Origin of the sequence: Roseomonas gilardii, from assembly GCF_001941945.1 — a bacterium.
Taxonomy (GTDB): Bacteria; Pseudomonadota; Alphaproteobacteria; order Acetobacterales; family Acetobacteraceae; genus Roseomonas.
The window spans coordinates 3,093,646-3,113,826 of record NZ_CP015583.1 but is presented as its reverse complement, the minus strand read 5'-3'; the positions used below and the strand labels follow the sequence as shown (position 1 = coordinate 3,113,826).

Annotated in this window: 16 protein-coding genes; 6 read left to right on the top strand and 10 right to left on the bottom strand. The window is 72.2% G+C overall.

The window, feature by feature from the left end; translation table 11 throughout:
- Positions 1-95: 95 nt before the first annotated feature.
- The 6 genes from RGI145_RS14325 to RGI145_RS14300 form a co-directional block, all read right to left on the bottom strand.
- Positions 96-1,865, bottom strand: a complete 1,770-nt coding sequence (locus RGI145_RS14325) for an ABC transporter ATP-binding protein (protein WP_075798870.1) — start codon at positions 1,863-1,865, stop codon at positions 96-98.
- Positions 1,866-2,308: 443 nt separating this feature from the next.
- Positions 2,309-2,707 carry a DoxX family protein gene (locus RGI145_RS14320; protein ID WP_075798869.1) on the bottom strand — a complete coding sequence of 133 codons (399 nt, stop codon included), beginning with the start codon at positions 2,705-2,707 and terminating at the stop codon, positions 2,309-2,311.
- A 29-nt stretch (positions 2,708-2,736) separates the two neighbouring features.
- Entirely contained in the window at positions 2,737-4,065 is a 1,329-nt protein-coding gene (locus tag RGI145_RS14315; RefSeq protein WP_156878548.1) for a CCA tRNA nucleotidyltransferase, read from the bottom strand.
- A 65-nt stretch (positions 4,066-4,130) separates the two neighbouring features.
- Complete coding sequence (locus tag RGI145_RS14310; protein WP_075798868.1) at positions 4,131-4,388, bottom strand: hypothetical protein; 258 nt, start codon at positions 4,386-4,388, stop codon at positions 4,131-4,133.
- A complete protein-coding gene (locus tag RGI145_RS14305) occupies positions 4,388-5,050 on the bottom strand; it encodes a CoA pyrophosphatase (RefSeq protein ID WP_237183077.1) in 663 nt (220 codons plus the stop codon). Before RGI145_RS14305 ends, RGI145_RS14310 begins: the two co-directional genes overlap by 1 nt.
- A gap of 11 nt (positions 5,051-5,061) precedes the next feature.
- The gene (locus RGI145_RS14300; protein ID WP_237183076.1) at positions 5,062-5,625 is read right to left on the bottom strand and encodes a DUF1285 domain-containing protein; all 564 of its coding nucleotides are present in this window, start codon (positions 5,623-5,625) and stop codon (positions 5,062-5,064) included.
- A 199-nt stretch (positions 5,626-5,824) separates the two neighbouring features.
- Here RGI145_RS14300 and RGI145_RS14295 point away from each other — a divergent pair, with 199 nt between their 5' ends.
- The 6 genes from RGI145_RS14295 (at position 5,825) to RGI145_RS14270 (ending at position 15,295) form a co-directional block, all read left to right on the top strand.
- A complete protein-coding gene (locus tag RGI145_RS14295) occupies positions 5,825-6,799 on the top strand; it encodes an AAA family ATPase (protein WP_418314511.1) in 975 nt (324 codons plus the stop codon).
- 4 nt (positions 6,800-6,803) lie between these two features.
- Positions 6,804-7,754, top strand: a complete 951-nt coding sequence (locus tag RGI145_RS14290; protein ID WP_156878547.1) for a DUF58 domain-containing protein — start codon at positions 6,804-6,806, stop codon at positions 7,752-7,754.
- The gene (locus tag RGI145_RS14285; RefSeq protein ID WP_083670736.1) at positions 7,751-10,519 is read left to right on the top strand and encodes a DUF4159 domain-containing protein; all 2,769 of its coding nucleotides are present in this window, start codon (positions 7,751-7,753) and stop codon (positions 10,517-10,519) included. The genes RGI145_RS14290 and RGI145_RS14285 overlap by 4 nt, the downstream gene beginning before the upstream one ends.
- Positions 10,520-10,522: 3 nt before the next feature.
- On the top strand, positions 10,523-12,691 hold the full coding sequence (locus tag RGI145_RS14280) for a hypothetical protein (RefSeq protein ID WP_075798865.1): 2,169 nt from the start codon (positions 10,523-10,525) through the stop codon (positions 12,689-12,691).
- 263 nt (positions 12,692-12,954) lie between these two features.
- Entirely contained in the window at positions 12,955-14,049 is a 1,095-nt protein-coding gene (ychF, locus tag RGI145_RS14275; RefSeq protein WP_075798864.1) for a redox-regulated ATPase YchF, read from the top strand.
- Positions 14,050-14,251: 202 nt separating this feature from the next.
- Complete coding sequence (locus RGI145_RS14270) at positions 14,252-15,295, top strand: amino acid ABC transporter substrate-binding protein (protein ID WP_075798863.1); 1,044 nt, start codon at positions 14,252-14,254, stop codon at positions 15,293-15,295.
- 70 nt (positions 15,296-15,365) lie between these two features.
- Here the strand turns inward: RGI145_RS14270 and RGI145_RS14265 are convergent, their stop codons facing one another.
- The 4 genes from RGI145_RS14265 to RGI145_RS14250 all read right to left on the bottom strand — a co-directional run bounded on the left by RGI145_RS14265 (position 15,366) and on the right by RGI145_RS14250 (position 20,050).
- The gene (locus RGI145_RS14265; RefSeq protein WP_083670734.1) at positions 15,366-16,106 is read right to left on the bottom strand and encodes a DUF2270 domain-containing protein; all 741 of its coding nucleotides are present in this window, start codon (positions 16,104-16,106) and stop codon (positions 15,366-15,368) included.
- Positions 16,107-16,246: 140 nt separating this feature from the next.
- The gene (locus RGI145_RS14260) at positions 16,247-17,809 is read right to left on the bottom strand and encodes a M48 family metallopeptidase (protein ID WP_156878546.1); all 1,563 of its coding nucleotides are present in this window, start codon (positions 17,807-17,809) and stop codon (positions 16,247-16,249) included.
- A gap of 169 nt (positions 17,810-17,978) precedes the next feature.
- The gene (locus RGI145_RS25120) at positions 17,979-18,338 is read right to left on the bottom strand and encodes a hypothetical protein (RefSeq protein ID WP_075798861.1); all 360 of its coding nucleotides are present in this window, start codon (positions 18,336-18,338) and stop codon (positions 17,979-17,981) included.
- 5 nt (positions 18,339-18,343) lie between these two features.
- Positions 18,344-20,050: a CHASE2 domain-containing protein gene (locus RGI145_RS14250; protein WP_167668282.1), complete on the bottom strand. Its 1,707-nt coding sequence runs from the start codon at positions 20,048-20,050 to the stop codon at positions 18,344-18,346.
- Between the last annotated feature and the right edge of the window lie 131 nt (positions 20,051-20,181).

Genomic DNA, 20,181 nt, shown 5'->3' with positions numbered 1-20,181 from the left:
TTTCAAGATAGAACAGCCCGGTGAGAGGAAAAGAGGCATCCCGCCCCGCGCCGGACCGATTTTCCATGCCGGTTTTCGCATCGGGCTCCAGCGGGTCAGGCCACCACGAAGCTCTGCGTCCGCACCAGCCGGGCATAGAGCCCGTCATGCCGCATCAGCTCGGCATGGGTGCCCTGTTCCGCGACACGGCCCCCCTCCATGGCCACGATCAGGTCGGCATCCCGCACGGTGGAGAGGCGATGCGCCACCACCAGCGTGGTGCGCCCGGCCCGCAGCCGCGCGATGGCCTCCTGCACCGCCGCCTCGTTCTCGGCATCGAGGGCGCTGGTCGCCTCGTCCAGCAGCAGCACGCGCGGGTTGCGGAGCAGGGCGCGGGCCAGGGAAACGCGCTGCTTCTGCCCGCCCGAAAGGCGCGAGCCGCCGGGGCCCAGCACCGTGTCGTAGCCCTGGGGCAGCGCCGACAGGAAGCCGTGCGCGGCGGCGGCGCGGGCGGCGTCCTCCACCTCCGCGCGGGTCGCGCCCGGCCGGCCGCTGGCGATGTTGCTGAAGGCGGTGTCGTCGAAGATCACCGCATCCTGCCCGACATAGGCGATGGCGTCGCGCAGGCTGTCGAGCGAGACCGTCCGGACATCGGCGCCATCCAGCGAGACCTGGCCGCCGGTCACGTCGTAGAGGCGCGGCAGCAGGGCCAGGGCGGTGGACTTGCCGGCGCCCGAGGGGCCGACCAGCGCCAGGGTCCGCCCCGGCTCGGCCACGAAGCTCACCCCGCGCAGCGCCGCATCGCCGCCGCCCTCATAGGCGAAGGCGACATCGGCGAATTCCACCCGGCCATGCCCCGGCGGCAGGGTGGGCGCCCCGGCCGGGGAGGTGATGCGGGGCTTCGTGTCCATCACGGCGAAGACCCGCGACAGGCCGGCCAGCCCCTCCTGCAGGGCGGCGTTCAGCGAACCCAGCGCCCGCACGGGGCGGGAGGCGATGAGCAGCGCCGCGACGAAGCCGGTGAACTGCCCGACCGTGCCGATGCCCTGCGAGACGCGCCAGCCGACCACGGCCAGGATGGCGGCCACGGCCACGCCGCCGATGGCCTCCAGCATCGGGTCGAGGCTGGAGCGGATCCGGTTGATGCCCATCAGCGCGGCGCGGAGTTGGGCGAAGGCGCCGCGCGCCCGGGCCTCCTCGCTCTCCTCCAACCGGTAGGTGCGGACCATGCGGGCGGCGGAGAAGGATTCGGTCAGCGTCGCCGCCAGCTCCCCCACCCGGTCCTGCATGCCGCCGGAGGCGCGGCGGATGCGCTTGCCGAGGCGCAGCACCGGCACCACCGCGATCGGGTAGAGCAGCGCCGCCACCAGCGTCATCTGCCAGTCCAGCCAGATCATCGAGCCGACCAGCCCGACCACGGTCAGCAGGTCCGCCACGCCGTTGATCGCCTTGGTCAGCGCCTCCCGGATCGCCTGGGCATCGGCGGTGAAGCGGGCGGCGTGCCGGGCCGGCGCCTCCCGCGCCACGATGGCGAGGTCGGCGCGGGTGAGCGCGCGGAATAGGTCGTTCTGCACCGACTCGATCACCCGCAGCACCACGGCTTGCACCGAGACCGCCTGCCCGTACTGCGCCAGCGCCTTGAAGCAGGTCAGCAGGATGATGGCCGGCGGCGCCAGCCAGGTGATCCGGGGGTCGCCGCTGGTGAAGAGGTCGAAGGCCTGCTGGATCACCACCGGGTAGAGCGCCGTCAGCCCGGCCACTGCCCCGGTGCAGAGGATCGCCACCAGGATGCCGCGCGGATGCTGGCGCACATAGTCGCGCCACAGCCGCCGGGTCAGGGCGCGGGTGGTCTCGGCGGAAATCGGGGGGTGCTTGGGACGGGCCATGTCGGCAGGGGGATTAGAGCGGATCGGCGCCGGGTGGTATCGCCCTTCTTCGCGCAGGCGGAATGCCGGGGCCGTGCCGGAACCCCGGTCTGGCGCTGCTCTGCCCCGGGGGACAAGGCTCCGCCTTTTCCCCCGTGCCCCCTTATCCGCCAGGAAACTGAGTTTCCTGGACCTTCCATTCGCTGGCCTTCGCTGACGCCGGATCGCGCCGGAGAGCCATGCTCTCCGGCGGACTGTCCGTGCCGCCAGCGCGGGTAGGGTGTTTGTCTTTTTCGGGAGCCCCGCCGATCCACCTGTTCCCAGGAATCGGGCGTCAGGCTGACGGTCACCACGGGCGCCAACTCAAGCCCGGGGTCCGGGGACCGGCTTCGGCCCCCGGCGGAGTGGGGGTCTCGGGGGCGAGGCGGAGCCTTGCCCCCGGAGGCTGGCCAAGAGGGGCGCGGCTAGACCCGGTTGCGGGCGGCGTCCACCGACCAGGTGCCGCCGCCGGCCACGAAGAGGTAGAGGAAGACGAAGCAGAACAGCACGGCCGCATCGCCCCCGTTCACGGCGGGGAAGAAGCTCTTCGGGAAATGCGCGATGAAATAGGCGAAGGCCATCTCGCCGGCGCAGATGAAGGCCGCGGCGCGGGTGAAGAGGCCCAGCGTCAGCAGCACGCCGCCGACCAGTTCGATCACCGCCGCGAACCAGCCCATGGTGAAGGCCGCAGGCATGTACTGCGGGGCCGGGAAGCCGAAGAGCTTCTGCGTGCCATGCGCCAGGAACAGCAGCGCGGTCATGATCCGCAATATGGAAAGCATGCGAGGCGCCCAGCTCGGGGCGAAGACGTCGTCCTGGGGCATGGAAGGCTCTCTGATGGTGAAGGGCCGCGTTATGCGCGCCCCTGGCCGGTCGGCCAGTGACCTTCCGTGATATCCTTCATCAGTTCCGTCAATCGCGCGCGGCAGGCCCCGGCATCCGCCCGGCAGCCCCCCTCTCGCCACCACTCCTCCACCATCCGCAGCATCCGCCCCAGCTGTGGCCCTGGCGGCACACCCATGGCCAGGGCGTCGCGACCCTGGAGCGGGAATCGGGGCACCGGCATCGCCGCCATCCGCGCCCGCAGGGCCGCGCGGTCCCGCCCGTCGCGCAGTTCGGCCAGCCAGGCTTCGCGGATCGGCGCCCCGGTGTCGTCGCGCAGGGAAAGCCAGCGGCGCAGGAAATCGTCGTCCGGAGCCGGGTCCGGCAGGGGCTCGCGGTCCGTGAGACCCTCCAGCACGTCCCGTTCCTCGTTGGAAAAACGCAGGCGCCGCGCGATCCGTCCGCCGGCGCCGCGTGCCCCGGGGGGGAGCAGCGCGGCGAGGCGCAGCACCGGGTCGGGCGGCAGGCCGGCGGCGATGCCGCGCCCGAGGGCGGTGATGCGGTCGGTCACGGCGGCCATCTCGGACGGGGAGGGCACCGCTTCGGGCAGGATCGCAGCCAGCACGCCGGAATCCAGCATCAGCAGCAGCGCGCCGGAGGGGGCGGGCGCGGCTAGCAGGCGCTTCGTCTCGCTCCAGACCCGCTCGGCGGACAGGCGTGCCAGCCCCGGCACCGCCTCGCGGATCGCCGCCAGTGCCGCCGCGTCCGGCGCGCCGGTGCCGTAGCGGGCCTGGAAGCGGAAGAAGCGCAGGGCGCGCAGGTAGTCCTCCCGCAGCCGCGTCGCAGGATCGCCCACGAAGCGCACCACCCCGGCCGCGAGATCCGTCCGTCCGCCGAACCAGTCCCAGAGGTTGCCCTCCGCATCCATCGACATGGCATTGATGGTGAAGTCGCGGCGAGCGGCATCCTCGCGCCAGTCGGCGGTCCATTCCACCTCGGCATGGCGGCCGTCGGTGCTGACGTCACGGCGCAGGCTGGTCACCTCCACCGGCTCGCCGCCGCCGATCGCGGTGACGGTACCATGGGCGAGGCCGGTCTCCACCACCTTCAGCCCGGCGGAGCGCAGCAGGGGCACGGCGACCTCGGGCGGCAGGGGCACGCCGACATCCACATCGGCGATCGGCCGCCCCGCCAGCGCGTCGCGCACGCAGCCGCCCACGGCGCGCGAGCCCGGCAGTGCCCGCAACACGGCCAGGGGGGCGCCCCGGGTCAGCCGTTCCGGGGGCAGCACCCGCGCATGGGGGGCATCGCCGGGCGCTCCGGGGAGGTCTTCGGTGGGGATCGCGTCATCGGGGCGCATCGGTGGTTTCCGGTCTCTCCGCGCCCCTGCCACGGGGCCGTCGCCCCGGCCCGCATGGAAGGGCGCTATCGCGGCGGCATGGCATGGCTGCGCTCGATCCGGCCATCCGGCTCCAGCCGGGCGGGTACGTAGGTGCTGCCCTGCTCCATCCGGCGGGACAGCCCATAGGCCACCAGCCCCGCCACCGCCAGGGCCAGCCCGGCCCCCGCCAGGGCGAGGAAGGGCCAGGGCGGGTCCGCCTCGCCCGGCCGCCAGCGGCGCCAGACCAGGAAGCCGGCGAAGGGTGCCAGGAAGAGCAGCATGGGAAGGAGGCGGAGCAGCATCAGCCGCGCAGGAGCAGGGCGAGGTTGCGCAGGATCGCCGCCGTGGCGCCCCAGACGAGGTGCCGCTCATGCGGCCAGACCCAGAAGGCGCGCTCCCGCCCCTCGACGAGGCGATTCCGCCGTTCCGGCTGCGCCGGGTCGAGCAGGCGGGCCAGCGGGTACTCGAAGACCTCGGCCACCTCGTCGGGGGCCGGCGTCACGGTGAAGGGCGGGTGCAGCAGGGCCACCACGGGCACGACATGATAGCCCGTTCCGGTCACGTGCTGCGGCAGGCGGCCCAGGATCTGCGGCAGGCGGGGGTCGAGCCCGACCTCCTCGGCGGCCTCGCGCAGGGCGGCGGCCTCGGGTGTCTCGCCCGCCTCGATCCGCCCGCCCGGCAGTGCCACCTGCCCGGCATGGGCGGACAGCGTGGCCGCGCGCAGGGTCAGCATCACCGAGGGGGCCTCGCCGAGCACCACGGGCACCAGCACGGCGGCGCGGCGCAGGCCGGTCCCCGGCTCCGTCTCCTCCGGTGGAGGCGGCGCGTCCAGTTCCTCGGGCAGGCCGGTGCTGTCGGGCGTGGTGCTGGGATAGAGGGACGGCATCCGTCCCGGCGCCAGGGCCGTCGTCAGGCGCTGGGCGATCTCCCGGGCGGAAAGGGAGGGCGGAAGGGGGGCCGGCAAGCCATCATGCGTCACCCGGCGGGGCTGTCCTCGTCCCAGCCATCCTCCAGCGCGTCCGCCTCCTCCGGGTGGTCGCCTACCGGGAAGAACATGCCCTTGCTCCAGACGCCGAGCACGCGGCGGCCGTCGATCACCTCGGTCTCGGCCAGGGCGACCATCTCGTAGAAGACGGGGCGGCTGATCCGGGCCTCCAGTCCGGGGCGGATCAGCACATAGGGGCTGGGCTCGCCCGTCTCCGGGTCGGTCTCCACGCGGATCGGGTGCTCCGGCCCGGCGGTCACGACCTCGTCCAGGTTGGTGCGGAAGCTGACGCATTGCAGCTTCACGCCGTGGCCCTCGCAGTCGCAGTCCCGCCAGCACATCTCGACCGCCACGAAGGGGGCGTCGTCCACCGCGATCCGGCCACGCTCGGCGGGCGTCTCCAGGATATAGCCGCCATCCGGCAGCCGCTTGAGAACGCTGGCGAAAAGGCAGACCAGCTCCTTTCGTCCGATGGGCGATCCGCGGTAGTGCCAGGTGCCGTCCCGGGCGATCCGCATGTCGAAGTCGCCGCAGTCCCGCTTACGGAATGTCACCGGGGGTAGCGGTTTCGTTGTTTCCTCGCGCGCCGCTAGGGTCATAGGCTGATCCATGCCGTGACGACTGAACATCCACAGCCGGGGAAGGTCCGTCCAACCTTGCCCGGCGGGGGTGCATATAGGGAGAGGGGAAGGCATGGTGGAAGTGGTGCTCGGCGATCCCCGCTCGCAAAATGGCGAGGACGGTGCCGCGCTGATGGCGCAGGCGGAAATATTGGCCGACCGGCTGGGCCGGGCACGCGAGGCCGTGGGGCGGGTGATCCTGGGCCAGGAACAGGTGGTGGAGCAGGTTCTCACCAGCCTGATCTCCGGCGGCCACGTGCTGCTGGTGGGCGTGCCGGGCCTTGGCAAGACCAAGCTGGTGGAAACCCTGGCCACCGTCCTGGGCATGGATGCGCGCCGGGTGCAGTTCACCCCGGATCTCATGCCGGCCGACATTCTGGGCTCCGAGGTGCTGGAGGAGGCCCATGAGGGGGAGAACCGCGGCCGCCGCGCCTTCCGCTTCATCAAGGGGCCGGTCTTCTGCCAGTTGCTGATGGCCGACGAGATCAACCGCGCCTCGCCCCGCACCCAGTCCGCCCTGTTGCAGGCGATGCAGGAGCGCAAGGTGGCCGTGGCCGGCGAGGTGATGGACCTTCCCTCGCCCTTCCACGTGCTGGCAACGCAGAACCCGATCGAGCAGGAGGGCACCTACCCGCTGCCGGAGGCCCAGCTCGACCGCTTCCTGATGGAGGTCGAGGTCGGCTACCCCGATGCCGCCGCCGAACGCGCCATGCTGCTCGCCACCACCGGCGCGGTGGAGGAGAAGGCGGTCGCCGTGCTCTCGCCGGGCGAGCTGCTGGCCGCGCAGGCGCTGGTGCGGCGTATCCCGGTGGGGGAGAAGGTGCTGGACGCGATCCTGGACCTGGTGCGCGGCGCCCGGCCCGGGGAGGGCGGCGCCGAGATCAGCCGCCACCTCGCCTATGGCCCCGGGCCGCGCGCCGCCCAGGCGCTGATGCTGGCCACCCGCGCCCGGGCGCTGCTGGACGGGCGGCTGTCCCCATCGCTGGACGATGTGGCGGCGCTCTGCGAGCCGGTGCTGCGGCACCGCCTCGCGCTCAGCTTCGCCGCGCGGGCGGACGGGGTGCGGTTGCCGGAGGTGATCGCCGCCCTGCGCGCCGGGATCGGCTGACCGGGTGGCGCTCGGCCTGTTCCGATCCGGAAGCGCCGCCGGCAGCTCCGGAGGAGGCGGGAAGCCCGGCCCGGACAGCGGCTCCGCCATCGACCGCGCCGCCCGTGCCGAGGCCGCCGCCGGGGCGCTGCCGCCGCTGCTGGTGGCCGCCGAGCGTGTCGCCGCCACGGTGATGCAGGGCGTGCACGGTCGCCGCCGCCCGGGGCAGGGCGATGCCTTCTGGCAGTTCCGTCCCTTCGTGTCCGGCGACAGCCTGGCGCGGATGGACTGGCGGCAGAGCGCCAAGACCGACCGGCTCTTCGTGCGGGAGACGGAGTGGGAGGCGGCCCAGACCGTGGGCCTCTGGCGCGATGCGGGACCGGGCATGGACTGGTCCGGCAGCCCCGGCCGCCCCACCAAGCGGGAGCGGGCGGAGCTCCTGTTGCTGGCCCTGGGGGCGTTGCTGCTGCGCGGCGGGGAACGGCTGCGCCTTTTCGGCGACGGGCGTGCCCTGGCTGGGCGCGGCGCCCTGCCGGTCCTGGCCGAGGCACTCGCGCGCCACACCGACCCGCCCCGCGACCAGCGCCTGCCACGCCACGCCCGCGCCGTGCTGCTGGGCGATTTCCTGGCGCCGCTGGAGGAAACGCGAAGCGCCGTCTCGGCCCTGGCGGCACAGGGCGTGCATGGCCATCTGGTACAGGTGCTCGATCCGGCGGAGGAAAGCCTGCCCTTCGCCGGACGGGTGCGGTTCGAGGCCCTGTCCGGAGGTGACACCACGCTGGTCCCGCGCGTCGAAGGCATCCGCGAACTCTATGCCGAGCGCCTGGCGGCGCATCGCGACGGCCTGGCCGCCATCGCCCGCGCCGCCGGCTGGAACCTGCTCGTCCACCGCACCGACCAGCCGCCGGAGGCCGCGCTCCTCGCCCTCTGGCAGGCCCTGGCCCCAGCCCGGGGCGGAGGGCGGGGCGGCGCATGAATCTCGGTCCCCTGCTCTTCGCCGCGCCCTGGCTTCTGCTCGCCCTGCCGGCCCTGCCGCTGCTCTGGTGGCTGCTGCGGGTCACGCCGCCCTCCCCGAAGCGGCAGTCCTTCCCGCCCACGCGCCTGCTGCGCGACCTGCCGGTGGCGGAGGAGACGCCGGCCCGCACCCCCTGGTGGCTGCTGCTGCTGCGCCTCGCCGCGGCGGCGCTGATCGTGCTGGGGCTGGCGCGGCCGATCTGGGACGCGGCGGCGGGGGCGGGCGGGCAGGGGCCGCTGCTGCTTGCCATCGACAATGGCTGGGCCTCGGCCCCCGACTGGCCGCAGCGCATGGCCACCGCCCGCGCCGCGCTGGAGGCGGCGGGGCGCGACGACCGGCCGGTCTCCCTGCTGGCCACGGCGCCCGCGCCGGATGGACAGCCCCCGGCGCCCACGCCGCCCCTGCCGGCGCGGGAGGCCACGACCCGCCTCGCCGCGCTACGGCCGCAGCCCTGGGCGCCGGACCGTGCCGCCGCCGCCACGGCCCTGGCCTCCTGGCGGCAGGCGAATGGCGGGCAGGCTGCCTCGCTCTTCATCACCGACGGGCTGACCCATGCCGGCGGGGATTCGGTGCTGGCCACCGCGCTGGCGGAGATGGGGCCGCTCACCGTGGCGGGGCGCGACCCGGCCCTGCCCCTGCGCATCCTGCCGCCGCCGGTGGCGGAGGCCGACCGGCTGCGCCTGACCATCCGCCAGACCCCCTCGGCCACGCCGGGCGAGGCGGCGGTGCTGGCGCGCACCGCCGATGGCCGCACCCTGGCCCGCGCGGCCGTCGCCATTCCCGCCGGAGCGGGCAGTGCCGAGGGCACGCTGGAGCTGCCGCTGGAGATTCGCGAGCAGGTGGTGCGGCTGGAACTGGAGGGCGAGACCGGCGCCGCCGGCTCGGTGCTGCTGGACGAACGCTTCCGCCGCCGCCCCGTCGGCCTGCTGGCCGGGGACGGTGCCGCCGACACGCCGCTGACCGGCACGCTCTTCTATCTCGACCGCGCCCTGCAGCCTTTCGTGGAGGTGCGGCGCGGCCCGCTGGAGACGCTGCTGTCCCGCAAGCTCGCCGTGCTGGTCCTGGCCGACTATCCGCTGACCGAGGCGCGCGAGGTGCAGGCCGTCACCCGCTTCGTGGAGGAGGGCGGGCTGCTGCTGCGCTTCGCCGGGCCGCGCATGGCGGAACATCCCGATCCCCTGCTGCCGGTCACGCTGCGCGCCGGGGAGAGGCAGCTCGGCGGCTCGCTGTCCTGGGAGAAGCCGCAGCCCCTGGCCGCCTTCCCCGACAATTCCCCCTTCGCCGGCCTCCCCGTGCCGCCCGAGGTCGCCATCCGCACCCAGGTCCTGGCCGAGCCGGCGCCCCGGCTGAGCGAGCGGACCTGGGCGACGCTGGCCGACGGCACGCCGCTGGTCACCGGCCTGGGGCGCGGCGCGGGGCGGATCGTGCTGGTGCATGTGACCGCCAATGCCGACTGGTCCGACCTGCCGCTTTCCGGCCTCTTCGTGGACATGCTGCGGCGGCTGGTGGCGCTGTCCTCCGGCGTGGCGGAGGCCGAGGGCACGGCGCGCCTCGCCCCGATCGAGACGATGGACGGCTTCGGTCATCTCGGCCCCGCACCGGCCACCGCCACCGCCATCGTGGCGCGGGACCTCGGGGGCACCGTGCCCGGCCCCGCCCATCCGCCGGGCTGGTACGGAACGCCGGGCGAGGGCGGCGAGCGCCGGGCGCTGAACCTGTCTGCGCATGTCCCGGCCCCTGTGCTGGCGCCTCCTCCACCGGCCGGTGCGCGTGCCGTGGTGCTGGGCGGCGTGCCGGTGGAGCGTGACCTGGGCCCCTGGCTGCTGGCGGCGGCGATGCTGCTGCTGCTGGCGGATCTGGTGCTGTCGCTGGTGCAGCGCGGGCTGCTCGGGCGCGAGGGCGGGGCAGGAGCCGCCGGGCTTCCCCGCCGTGCCGCCATGCTGGTCCTGCTCCTGCCGCTGGGCTTCGCCGGACCCGCCCAGGCGCAGGCCCCGTCGCGGAACGACAGGGCCATGCCCGCCGAGGATGCCCCGGCCCTGGCCACCCGCCTCGCCTATGTGGCCACCGGCGACGCGGCGCTGGACGAGGTCTCGCGCGCCGGACTGGCGGGGCTGTCGGACTATGTGAACCGCCGGACCGCCGCCACGCTGGCCGAGCCCGCCGCGGTGCGCCCGGGTGTGGACGACCTTTCCTTCTATCCGCTGCTCTACTGGCCGGTCTCGCCCGATGCGGGCGACCTCGACGACCGGGCCGCGGAGGCGGTGAACGGCTTCATGCGCAACGGTGGCATCGTGCTCTTCGACACGCGCGACGAGGGCTCCGGCGAGGGCATGGCGCCCGGCGCCAAGGAGGCGCTGCGCCGGGTGACCCGGAACCTGGACATCCCGCCGCTCGCGCCGCTGCCGGAGGACCATGTGCTGCGCCGCGCCTTCTATCTGCTGGCCGAGGTGCCGGGGCGCTGGGCCGGCGGCACGGTCTGGGTGGCGCGCGACGTGGACCGTGCCAATGACAGCGTCAGCCCCGCCATCATCGGCGGCGCCGACTGGGCCTCGGCCTGGGCGGTCGATGCGCGCGGCAACAACCCCTATGCCGTGGTGCCCGGCGGGGCGCGGCAGCGCACGCTCGCCTACCGCTTCGGGGTGAACCTCGTGATCTACGCCCTCACCGGCAACTACAAGGGCGACCAGGTGCATGTCCCGGCCATCCTCGAACGGCTGGGGCAGTAGCGCATGCAGCAGACCCTTTCGGGCATCGACCTCGCCCCGATCCTGCCGGTCTGGCTGCTGGCTACGCTGGCGGTGCTGGCCGTCCTCGCCACGGCGCTGGCGCTCTGGCGGCGGGCGCGCGGCGCCTGGTGGCGTGCCGCCGCCTTCGCCCTGATCCTGGGTGCGCTGGCCAATCCCCGCCTCGTCACCGAGACGCGCGAGACCCGGCCCGACATCGCCCTGGTGGTGCTGGACCACAGCGCCAGCACGCGGATCGGCGGGCGCGAGGCGCAGCTCGCCCGGGCGCGGGAGGTGCTGGAGCAGCGCCTCGGCCGCATCCCGGACCTGGAGGTCCGCGGCATCACCGTGGAGGAGGGCGGCAACCGGGGCACGCGGCTCTACGGCGCCATCGAGACCGCCCTGGCCGAGATCCCGCGCGCCCGCCTCGCCGGCATCGTCGCCCTGACCGATGGGCAGGTGCACGACATCCCGCTGCCCGGCGCCGCCGGCGGCCCTGCCCTGGACGCACCCTTCCATGCCCTGCTGGCCGGGCGGCCCGGCGAGGTGGACCGGCGGCTGCGGGTGATCGAGGCCCCGGGCTTCGGCATCGTCGGCCGGTCGGTGGAGCTGCGCGTGGTCGCGGAGGATCTGGGCGCGCCCGGGGGGGCGGCCGATGGCGGCGCCGTGCGCCTGACCATCCGCCGCGACGGCGCCGCGCCGCGCGTGGAAAGCGTGCCGCTGGGCCGCGAGCACCGCATCACCGTGCCGATCGAGCGCGGCGGCCCGACCGTGGTCGAGGTCGCGGCCGAGGAGCGGCCGGGCGAGGTTTCCACCCTGAACAACCGCGCGGTGGTGACGGTCAACGGGGTGCGGGAAAGGCTGCGCGTCCTCCTCGTCTCGGGCGAGCCGCATGCCGGGGAGCGCACCTGGCGGCGGCTGCTGAAGGCCGACCCGAATGTGGACCTCGTCCACTTCACCATCCTCCGCCCGCCGGAGAAGGACGACAACACGCCGCTGAACGAGCTGGCGCTGATCGCCTTCCCGGTGCGCGAGCTGTTCCAACAACGGCTGCGTGACTTCGACCTGATCGTCTTCGACCGCTTCAGCAACCGCGGCTTCCTGCCGCCGCAGTACCTGCGCAACATTGCCGACTATGTGCGCGGCGGCGGCGCGCTGCTGCTCGCGGTGGGGCCGGAATTCAGCGGGCCGACCAGCCTGGCGCTGACGCCGCTGGGGCAGGTCCTGCCGGTGCGCCCTCCCCTCGGGGGCGGGGCGGGCTTCGGCAACGGGCTGGGTTTCGGCTTCGCCCCGGCCCCGCGCGGGGGCGACGATGCCGAGGTGGACGGACCCTTCCGCGCCCATGTCACCGATGCCGGCCAGCGCCATCCGGTGACCGAGGGCCTGCCCGGCGCCAATGCCGGCGCGCAGGCGCAGAGCTGGGGGCGCTGGTATCGCTACCTGCGGGCGGAGCCGCGTTCCGGCACCACGGTGATGGACGCGCCGGGCGGCAGCCCGCTGATGATCCTGGACCGGGTGGGCGAGGGCCGGGTGGCGCTGCTGCTCTCCGACCATATCTGGCTCTGGGCGCGTGGCCATGACGGCGGCGGGCCGCAGGCGGAGCTGCTGCGCCGTGTCGCCCACTGGTCGATGCGCGAGCCGGAACTGGAGGAGGAGGACCTCACCGCCAGCGTGTCCGAGGGGCGGCTGACCGTGACCCGCCGCAGCGTGGCGGACGCGCCGCCGCCCGAGATCGCCGTCACCGCGCCGGACGGCACAGTGACGCGGCATCCGGCCCGCGCGGCGGGCGGTGGCCGTTCCACGGTGGAGATGCCGGCGGAGCAGCCGGGCGTCTGGCAGGCGAGCGACGGGCAGCGCACCGCCTATGCCGCCGCCGCCGCGCCCAACCCCCTGGAGATCGCCGACCTGCGCGCCGATCCCGGGCCGGTGGAGCCGCTGGCCCGCGCCACGGGCGGTGCGGTGCGCTGGCTGGGCACGGGGGCGGAGCCGCAACTGCCGGATATCCGTCGCGTCGCCGCCGGGCGGGACACCGCCGGGCCGGGCTGGATCGGCCTGCGCCGCAACGAGGACCACACCGTGACGGGGCTCTCCGCGACCGCCCTGCTGCCGCCCTGGCTGGCCCTGGCCATGGTGCTGGGCGTGGCCGTCCTGGCCTGGCGGCGCGAAGGGGCCTGAGGCGCGGGTTCCATTCCGGCGCAGGTGTGGCGTGGCGGCCGGGGACACATCCCGGGATGCCCCCGGGGGCGGCTCGGCCCGTCCGGGGTTCCATTGCCAGGAGCTGCCACATATCCCCGGCGCGGAGACGTGCCGGCGGCCCGCCCTGGCCTTACGGCTGGCCCTGCGGGCGCGGGCGGCGTAATGGCTGGGGCCGAACGGGACAGGCCCTGGGCGGGCTGCGGCAGCTCTCCCGCATGGGCGATGATTGAGAAAGACGGATCATGGGTTTCAACTGCGGCATCGTCGGGCTGCCGAATGTGGGCAAGTCCACGCTCTTCAACGCGCTGACGCAGACGGCGGCGGCGCAGGCGGCGAACTATCCCTTCTGCACCATCGAGCCGAATGTCGGGCGCGTGGCGGTGCCGGACCGGCGGCTGGACGAGCTGACGCGGGTCGGCAAGTCGCAGAAGACGGTGCCGACCAGCCTGGAATTCGTGGACATCGCCGGGCTGGTGCGCGGCGCCTCGCGCGGGGAGGGGCTGGGCAACCAGTTCCTGGCGAATATCCGCGAGGTGGATGCCATCGTGCATGTGCTGCGCTGCTTCGAGGATGGGGACATCACCCATGTCGAGGGCAGCGTCGATCCGATCCGCGACGCGGAGACGGTGGAGACGGAGCTGATGCTGGCCGATCTCGACAGCCTGGAGAAGCGGCTGGGGACGGCGCAGAAGAAGGCGAAGAACGGCGACAAGGAGAGCGCGGCCTTCGTGGCGCTGGCCGAGCCGATCGTCGCGGCGCTGACGGAAGGCCAGCCGGCGCGCACGGCGGTGCCGAAGGGGCAGGAAGAGGCGGCGGCGCGGCTGCAGCTGATGACCACCAAGCCGGTGCTCTATGTCTGCAATGTCGAGGAAGGCTCGGCGGCCACCGGCAACGCGCATTCGGCGCGGGTCTTCGAGCGGGCCGCCGCCGAGGGGGCCAAGGCAGTGGTGGTCTCGGCCGCGATCGAGGCGGAGATCAGCCAGATGGCGTCCGCCGACCGGGCGGAGTTCCTGGAGAGCCTGGGGCTGGAGGATAGTGGCTTGGACCGCATCATCCGCGCCGGCTACGAGCTGCTGGGGCTGATCACCTATTTCACCTGCGGGCCCAAGGAAGCGCGCGCCTGGACCATCACGCGCGGCACCAAGGCGCCGCAGGCGGCGGCGGTGATCCACAACGACTTCGAGCGCGGCTTCATCGCCTGCGAGACCATCGCCTATGAGGACTATGTGGCGCTGGGTGGCGAGCAGGGGGCGAAGGAGGCCGGCAAGATGCGGGTCGAGGGCAAGGAATACGTCGTCAAGGATGGCGACGTGCTGCTGTTCCGCTTCAACGTCTGAGGCCGTTTCCCGGGGAAGGCGCCACCTTCCCCGGACCCCATCCGGCAGGACCCTGCGGGCCCTGCACCCTTTGCGTGGGGGCGGGTGGGGGCCGTGGTGCGGTTCTTCCGGGGGACTGCCCTCTGGTACGCGGCTTGCTCACGATGCTGCGTGACCCGGCCGGCGAGGGGCTGGCGCGGGTTCCTGCATCCGGAGCTCTCTCATGGCCGATCTTGTCCCTTTCCTCGCGCGGCTGACGGGCCGGATCGGGGCGGCGGTGCTGGGGCTCGCGCTCGGCCTGTCGGCGGCACGGGCGGCGGAACCCTCGGCGACGCTGGCGGCGGTGAAGGCGCGCGGCGTGCTGGTCTGCGGCATGCAAGGCGATAACCCGCCCTTCTCGGCGCCGGACGGGAAGGGGGAGTGGCACGGGATGGACGTGACCTCCTGCCGTGCCCTGGCGGCGGCGGTGCTGGGCGATCCGGACAGGGCGCAGATCCGGGTGGTGACGGGGATGACGCGCTTCCCGGCCCTGCAGAGCGGCGAGGTCGATGTGCTGTTCGGCAGCACGACCTGGGTGACGACGCGCGAGACCTCGCTGGGGCTGAGCTTCGCGGCGACGAACTACTACAGCGGGCAGGGCTTCCTGGTGCGCAAGTCGCTCAGCGTGTCGCATGTGAAGGAACTGGACGGCGCCTCGATCTGCGTGCCGCCGGGTTCCACCACGGAGCTGATCCTGCAGGACTGGTTCCGGCAGAACCGGCTCACCTTCCGGCCGGTGATCATCGACGATCCGAACCAGATCCAGGCGACCTTCCTGAGCGGGCGCTGCGATGCCTATACGCGCGACATGACGGGTCTCTCCGGCTTCCGCGCGCGGCAGGGCAATCCCGGTGAGTTCGTGGTGCTGCCCGAGGTGATCTCGATGGAGCCGCTGGGCGCCTTCGTGCGCAAGGGCGATGTGGGTTGGTTCGACATCGTGCGCTGGACGCAGTTCGCGCTGGTGGCGGCGGAGCAGCTCGGCGTGTCGAGCCGCAACATCGACGAGGCGATGAAGTCGGCCTCGCCGGATGTGCGGCGGCTGCTGGGGGTGGAGGGCGAGGTCGGGCCTTCCATGGGGCTGGGCAAGGACTGGGCGGCGAAGGCGATCCGGGCCGTGGGCAATTACGGCGAGGCCTGGGAGCGGGACATCCGGCCGATGGGTCTGGAGCGCGGGCTGAACCGGCTCTGGGACCAGGGCGGGCTGCAGTTCTCGCCGCCGCTCCGCTGAGGGCGGTTCGGCGCACGGGAAAGGCTTGTGCCGTCCTGCGGGAGAGGATCGCTTCTCCCGCAGGACGGCATCAGACATGGACCTCGCCATGGGCGAGCTCGCCGGTACGATGTTGTGGACGGAGCGCGGCATAGATCAGCCAGGCATAGAAGGTGGCGATGCCGAGCAGCACGGCCCAGCCGGGGATGGGGCCGAGGGATAGGCTGCCGAGCCAGGCGGGCAGGGAGGTGCGCGACGCGGCGGCAAGCTCGTCATGCTGCAGCGAGGCGGTGGAGATCTTGATGATCCAGGCCAGCAGCAGGACCAGGAACATCCAGATGTAGTTGCGCCGGAGGCGGCGCGAGAAGGCGGCGGGCAGGCCGATCAGGAAGTTCGGGTGGCGCAGGTCCTCGGCCAGGAGGGCGGCCCAGCCGGGATCGCGTTCCGGCACCGGGGACAGGGCCTGGGCGAAGTAGTGCCGCTCCATCTGGCGGACGCGGGCGCGGTAGACGTCGAAGAAGCGGTAGCGGCGGGCCTCGATGACGAGAAGGAGCAGCACCAGCAGCATGGCGAAGAGCAGCACGCCGTGATGCGCGCTCGGCGTGGAGAGCGAGACGGAGAGCATGCCGGCCACCACGGTGATGGCCCAGTTGGTGGTGCGGTCGATGCGGTCGCGCCAGCCGGCCATGCGGCCCATCTCGGCGCGGTGGAAATGCGCCAGGGTGTTGACGAACTCGGCGCTGGTGGCGGGCAGGGGTGGGGTGGCGGAAGGTGGGGGGACTGTGACGGTGGATCTGGCGGCACCGGGGTATGACGGATGGGTCGTGCTCATGGTGTTCTGCTTCCTCCCTGGCTCCGGTCATATCTTCGGCTCGTGGACCGGAAACGCGCCACGGTGTCTGCCCCGGGCTTCCGCCTGAACATCCCGCTGCCGTCCTTGTTGCAGGCATGGTGACGTTCAGGAGGCCAGATTCACCGCCAGAGCTGACGCAGGGACTTCATCGGGTCGGAAAGCAGATTCGGTGGGGATGTCGATGGGGGCACGAAGCGTTGGGGCTTGTCCTCGCTGCCATGTCGCGAGGCGACGTAGCAGGCGCGTCCGATCGTGGCATCGCCCGTGGCGTCGCATTCCTGCTGTGCCTGCTGCATCGCCGTGGTGTTGCCGGCCAGCGCGAAGGTACCGGCACGGGCGACGAGGAAAGGTTCCCGCGTGCCGAAGCGTGTCTCGCCTTCCTCCAGGATCCGGATGGCCTGACCGTGCTGTCCCATCTGGTTGAGCAGCTCGGCCTCCAGCGTGTAGGCACCCGGCGTGGCTTCCGGCGCGGTGCGGGCGCGCGCAGCCTCGCGTAGGGCTTCGGCCGTTTGGCCGCGCGCCTGGGCCACATGGGCACGGGCCATGGCGCGGAGCACGGGCAGCCGGTTGAGGGAGGGCGTTTCGGCGGCGCGTGCGGCGGTGGGCAGATCCTGCCGGGAAAGGGACAGATCCACTTCGTCGTAGGCGGCCACGCCCCTGGCGAGTTCCGCCACCTCCCGTCCCAGGCTGCCCGTACGGAAGGGTGAGGGGCGGGGCTCCGTCTCCACAGCCTGCGGCCAGTGCTTGACCTCGTAGTCATGCAAGGCCGTGCGGCGGGTTTCGAGAGAGAAGTAGCGCTCCGTCAGGGGACTGACGGCCTGCGAGAAGGCTTTCTCGAAACCAAGGGAGACGATCGGGACAGCCTTGCCGAGGAGTCCGCCTGTCGGGTCGCGCACGCCGCGGGTGGCGATCGTCGTGGCAAGCTGGACGCTCTGGTTCATGCTGCCGCGCAGCACAGCGGCCTCCTGCTCCCGCTGCTTCTCGGAGGCGGCCAGGACCTTGAAGAAGGAGGCAGCTCCTTCCGCCGAATAGCCTGCCTTGATGGCGCGATCGAGGCCGAACTGATCAGCCTGGGTTTCCTGCCCCCGGCTGAACAGCGCATCGCCCAGCTCCTGGGTCAGCGTGGAGGCGAGACGCATGCCGCTGGCCGCGGCGGTGATGACGTCGCGGTCGGCCTGATCCAGGTTGGTGCTGGTCCTTACGCCGCTGCCTGCGCTGGCGGTGACGCGCGTTTTCGACAGCATGGTGCCGTAGGAGACGCCGTCGGCGGCCAGACCGATGGCCCGCTGGGCGCCTCCCTGCCACCTGCGTCGTTCCATCAGGTGGCCGAGGAGGACATGGCCGGATTCATGGCCCAGCACGAAGGCGATCTCGTCCTCGTACTCCGCGGCGATGAGGACGCCCAGATTCACGAAGATCTGGTTGCCGGGGATCGCGCTGGCGCCATAGCTGCGGTCGGCCAGCACGAAGATCTCGATGGGAGGGCTGGGCGACGTCTCGGTCCAGCCTGCCACGACACGGCCGAGGATGTCGTGCAGGGCGCGCTGCAGGGCGGGGCTGTTGATCACCGGGCGGTCGGCCAGTGCGACGGGGGCCCCCGATAGGGAGCGCCCCTGGACGGCAGGTGCGGCGCTCGCCATCGCTTGGCGCGCGGTGGCGTGGACCTCCGGGTCCTCACTCACCCTGCGGTCGGGGATCCGAGCGGCGCAGCCGGCCAGCAGCACGGCTGACAGAAGCAGCAAAGGGAGTGCCTTCGGGATCGAGGACAGAAGCACAGGCATCGCAGTTCTCGACATGTCCGGGGGGAGAGGTGCCGCGGTCAGGTGGCCCCGTTCCGCGGACGGGGGGGGGTCAGCGGCTGCGGTAGACGCAACTGCCGGTGTTGGAGCCGGCGATGCCGGGTCGCGTCTGGGGGCGGGAGGTGAGCTGCTCGCAGGTGCCGGCAGCGGTGGACGAATCGGATAGATGGACGTCCCGGCGAAGGATGGTGGCGTCACGGCCGTCGATGCGAACCTTGAGCCGGGTCTCGGTGCCCGACAGGACCGGAAGAGGCAACCGGAGGCTGGATCTGGGAACGGAAACCCATCCGGAGGTGTCATCATACTGGACGCGGAGGGAATCCCCCACGACGCTCATGACCTGCTCGGCGAGGACCCAACCAGGCATCGCCAGCAGCAGAAGCACGAGGAGCACAGGGCGCAGGGTCGTCATGCCTTTCACAATCCTTGTTCAGTGTCGTCACGCTTCGCGGCAACGAGGCGATCCTTCGCCGCGTCAATGATCACGGTGCCGGCGGCGACCAGAGCGGTCTGCATGAGGTCGGCCACATTCAGCGGGGCGAGGATCTCAGGGCTGAGCAGAGCGGGGAGGAGCAAGGCCCCGAGGGCCAGCAGCAGGGCAGCCACCATGGACGGCCAGAGGACCGGGAAGAGGATGGCAAAGGTGGAGGCAATGACGATCCCGCTCTTCACCACCTTTTCCGTGTTGGCTGCCCAACCCTTCGCCCTGTCATCGGGCCGGGCGGGGAACTGGCGTCCTGTGGCCAGCATCGTGTCCAGTGCCACGGCATGCAGGAAGACGCCGGGCACGGTGCCGTGCAGGGGGGAAACGATGGTGTCGCCGCTGTTTTCCAGCGCGGTTCCCACCAGGACGAGCCGGTTCCGCAGGGCATTCCCGAGAGCCTCCTCGTCGGCTGCCGAGACAGGCCGGAGCAGGTCGGTGGCGAAGATCACCGGGAATGGCCAGCAGGGCAGGTCCGTGGGACGGGCGCGCTGTCGGCCATCCAGGGAAAAGGCGGGCAGATCGAAGAAGCGTCTCGTGCCCAGGTCATCAAACGCGGGGAGGGCGGACAGCAAGGCGATGCCAACCTTGCGGAAGGTGCGGCGGAAGAAGGAATTTGCTTGCTCCGCTGGGTAGTGTGTGCAGGCGGCCGTGGTGAGGTCCGTATCCTGTGCCGTGTCCGGGATCGTCGCTTCGCCATAGACGGACCAGCGTGGCAGAAGGGCGGGGTGGGGCGGCTGTTCCGGGTCCTGTGCTGTCTTCGGGATCTGCAACCAGTCGAGTGGTCCTGCTCCGGACTGCGACGGGGCTTCTCCTGAAGTGCACCAGCTTGGCGGTGCGGAGGATAAAGGGCCGCCGGACGAACAGGCCATGGATGCGAGCACCGTGGCGGGCATCCGACCAAGAAGTGGAGGGAGCTTTCGGCCGTCCGGCCCGCTCTCTCCATAGGTTTCGAAGAGCGGGTATTGGCGCGGGTCTTCCAGGCGGGTGTCCCAGTTGATGAAGGCCCGGCGGTCGACCGGGACGACATCAGCCAGCGATGGGGACAGCGAAGTGCGGAGGCATCCGGGCGTGGAGGCGGCTTCCTGGCAAGATTGCACCGCGGTCCGAGCATCCAGGCTTGCGGCCTTCCTGGTGCGGAGATGAGCCTGCCAGCGCGCGATGGCGGTCGTGCCATCTTCCGCCAGCACCAAGCGGGAGCCCAGGTTACCGTCATGCGTCTGCGCGAGTTCCCTGAGACTCAGCGCGGGGGAGTCCTCGTACTGGTAGGGCGGGCGGTCGACGCCGAGCACCACATCCAGAAAGACTGCGTGCGGGCTGCGTTGAAAGAGGGAATCGAGCAATTCGCTCCAGAAGGCGAAGCTCGGCGGCCAGCTTTCCTGGCGGTCGCCAAGAGCCGGCGCATGGAATGTGTCATGACGCACCAGCACCACCGAGATGCGATCCGATGGCGTCGCCGGAGGATCGAAAGCCCGCAGGCGGTCCACCATCTGGCGTGACATGCGCTCGGTGTTGTCAGCGGAGCCGAAGTAATCAGGCCCGAAGGCGAACCAGACCGGAACGATGGCGAGTGCTATCTTTCCGAGGCGGCTGGGGAACAGGCGCCGGAGCAGTCGCTGCGCGACACCGTACAGGTGCGTCACCAACCCCACGCCCGCATCTCTTTTTTGGCTCCATCCCTCAATGATGGAACTTGAATGATTTCGATGCGATTTAGCAACACTTAATCGGCTGGGCCGCTCTGGAAGGCGAGCCGGACAAGGTTATGAGCCGG

Excerpts from the sequence above, each read along its gene's own strand:
- RGI145_RS14325 (WP_075798870.1), bottom strand. The coding sequence starts at position 1,865 with ATGGCCCGTCCCAAGCACCCCCCGATTTCCGCCGAGACCACCCGCGCC.
- RGI145_RS14320 (WP_075798869.1), bottom strand. The coding sequence starts at position 2,707 with ATGCCCCAGGACGACGTCTTCGCCCCGAGCTGGGCGCCTCGCATGCTT.
- RGI145_RS14315 (WP_156878548.1), bottom strand. The coding sequence starts at position 4,065 with ATGCGCCCCGATGACGCGATCCCCACCGAAGACCTCCCCGGAGCGCCC.
- RGI145_RS14310 (WP_075798868.1), bottom strand. The coding sequence starts at position 4,388 with ATGCTGCTCCGCCTCCTTCCCATGCTGCTCTTCCTGGCACCCTTCGCC.
- RGI145_RS14295 (WP_418314511.1), top strand. The coding sequence starts at position 5,825 with ATGGCGCAGGCGGAAATATTGGCCGACCGGCTGGGCCGGGCACGCGAG.
- RGI145_RS14285 (WP_083670736.1), top strand. The coding sequence starts at position 7,751 with ATGAATCTCGGTCCCCTGCTCTTCGCCGCGCCCTGGCTTCTGCTCGCC.
- RGI145_RS14280 (WP_075798865.1), top strand. The coding sequence starts at position 10,523 with ATGCAGCAGACCCTTTCGGGCATCGACCTCGCCCCGATCCTGCCGGTC.
- ychF (WP_075798864.1), top strand. The coding sequence starts at position 12,955 with ATGGGTTTCAACTGCGGCATCGTCGGGCTGCCGAATGTGGGCAAGTCC.
- RGI145_RS14270 (WP_075798863.1), top strand. The coding sequence starts at position 14,252 with ATGGCCGATCTTGTCCCTTTCCTCGCGCGGCTGACGGGCCGGATCGGG.
- RGI145_RS14265 (WP_083670734.1), bottom strand. The coding sequence starts at position 16,106 with ATGAGCACGACCCATCCGTCATACCCCGGTGCCGCCAGATCCACCGTC.
- RGI145_RS25120 (WP_075798861.1), bottom strand. The coding sequence starts at position 18,338 with ATGACGACCCTGCGCCCTGTGCTCCTCGTGCTTCTGCTGCTGGCGATG.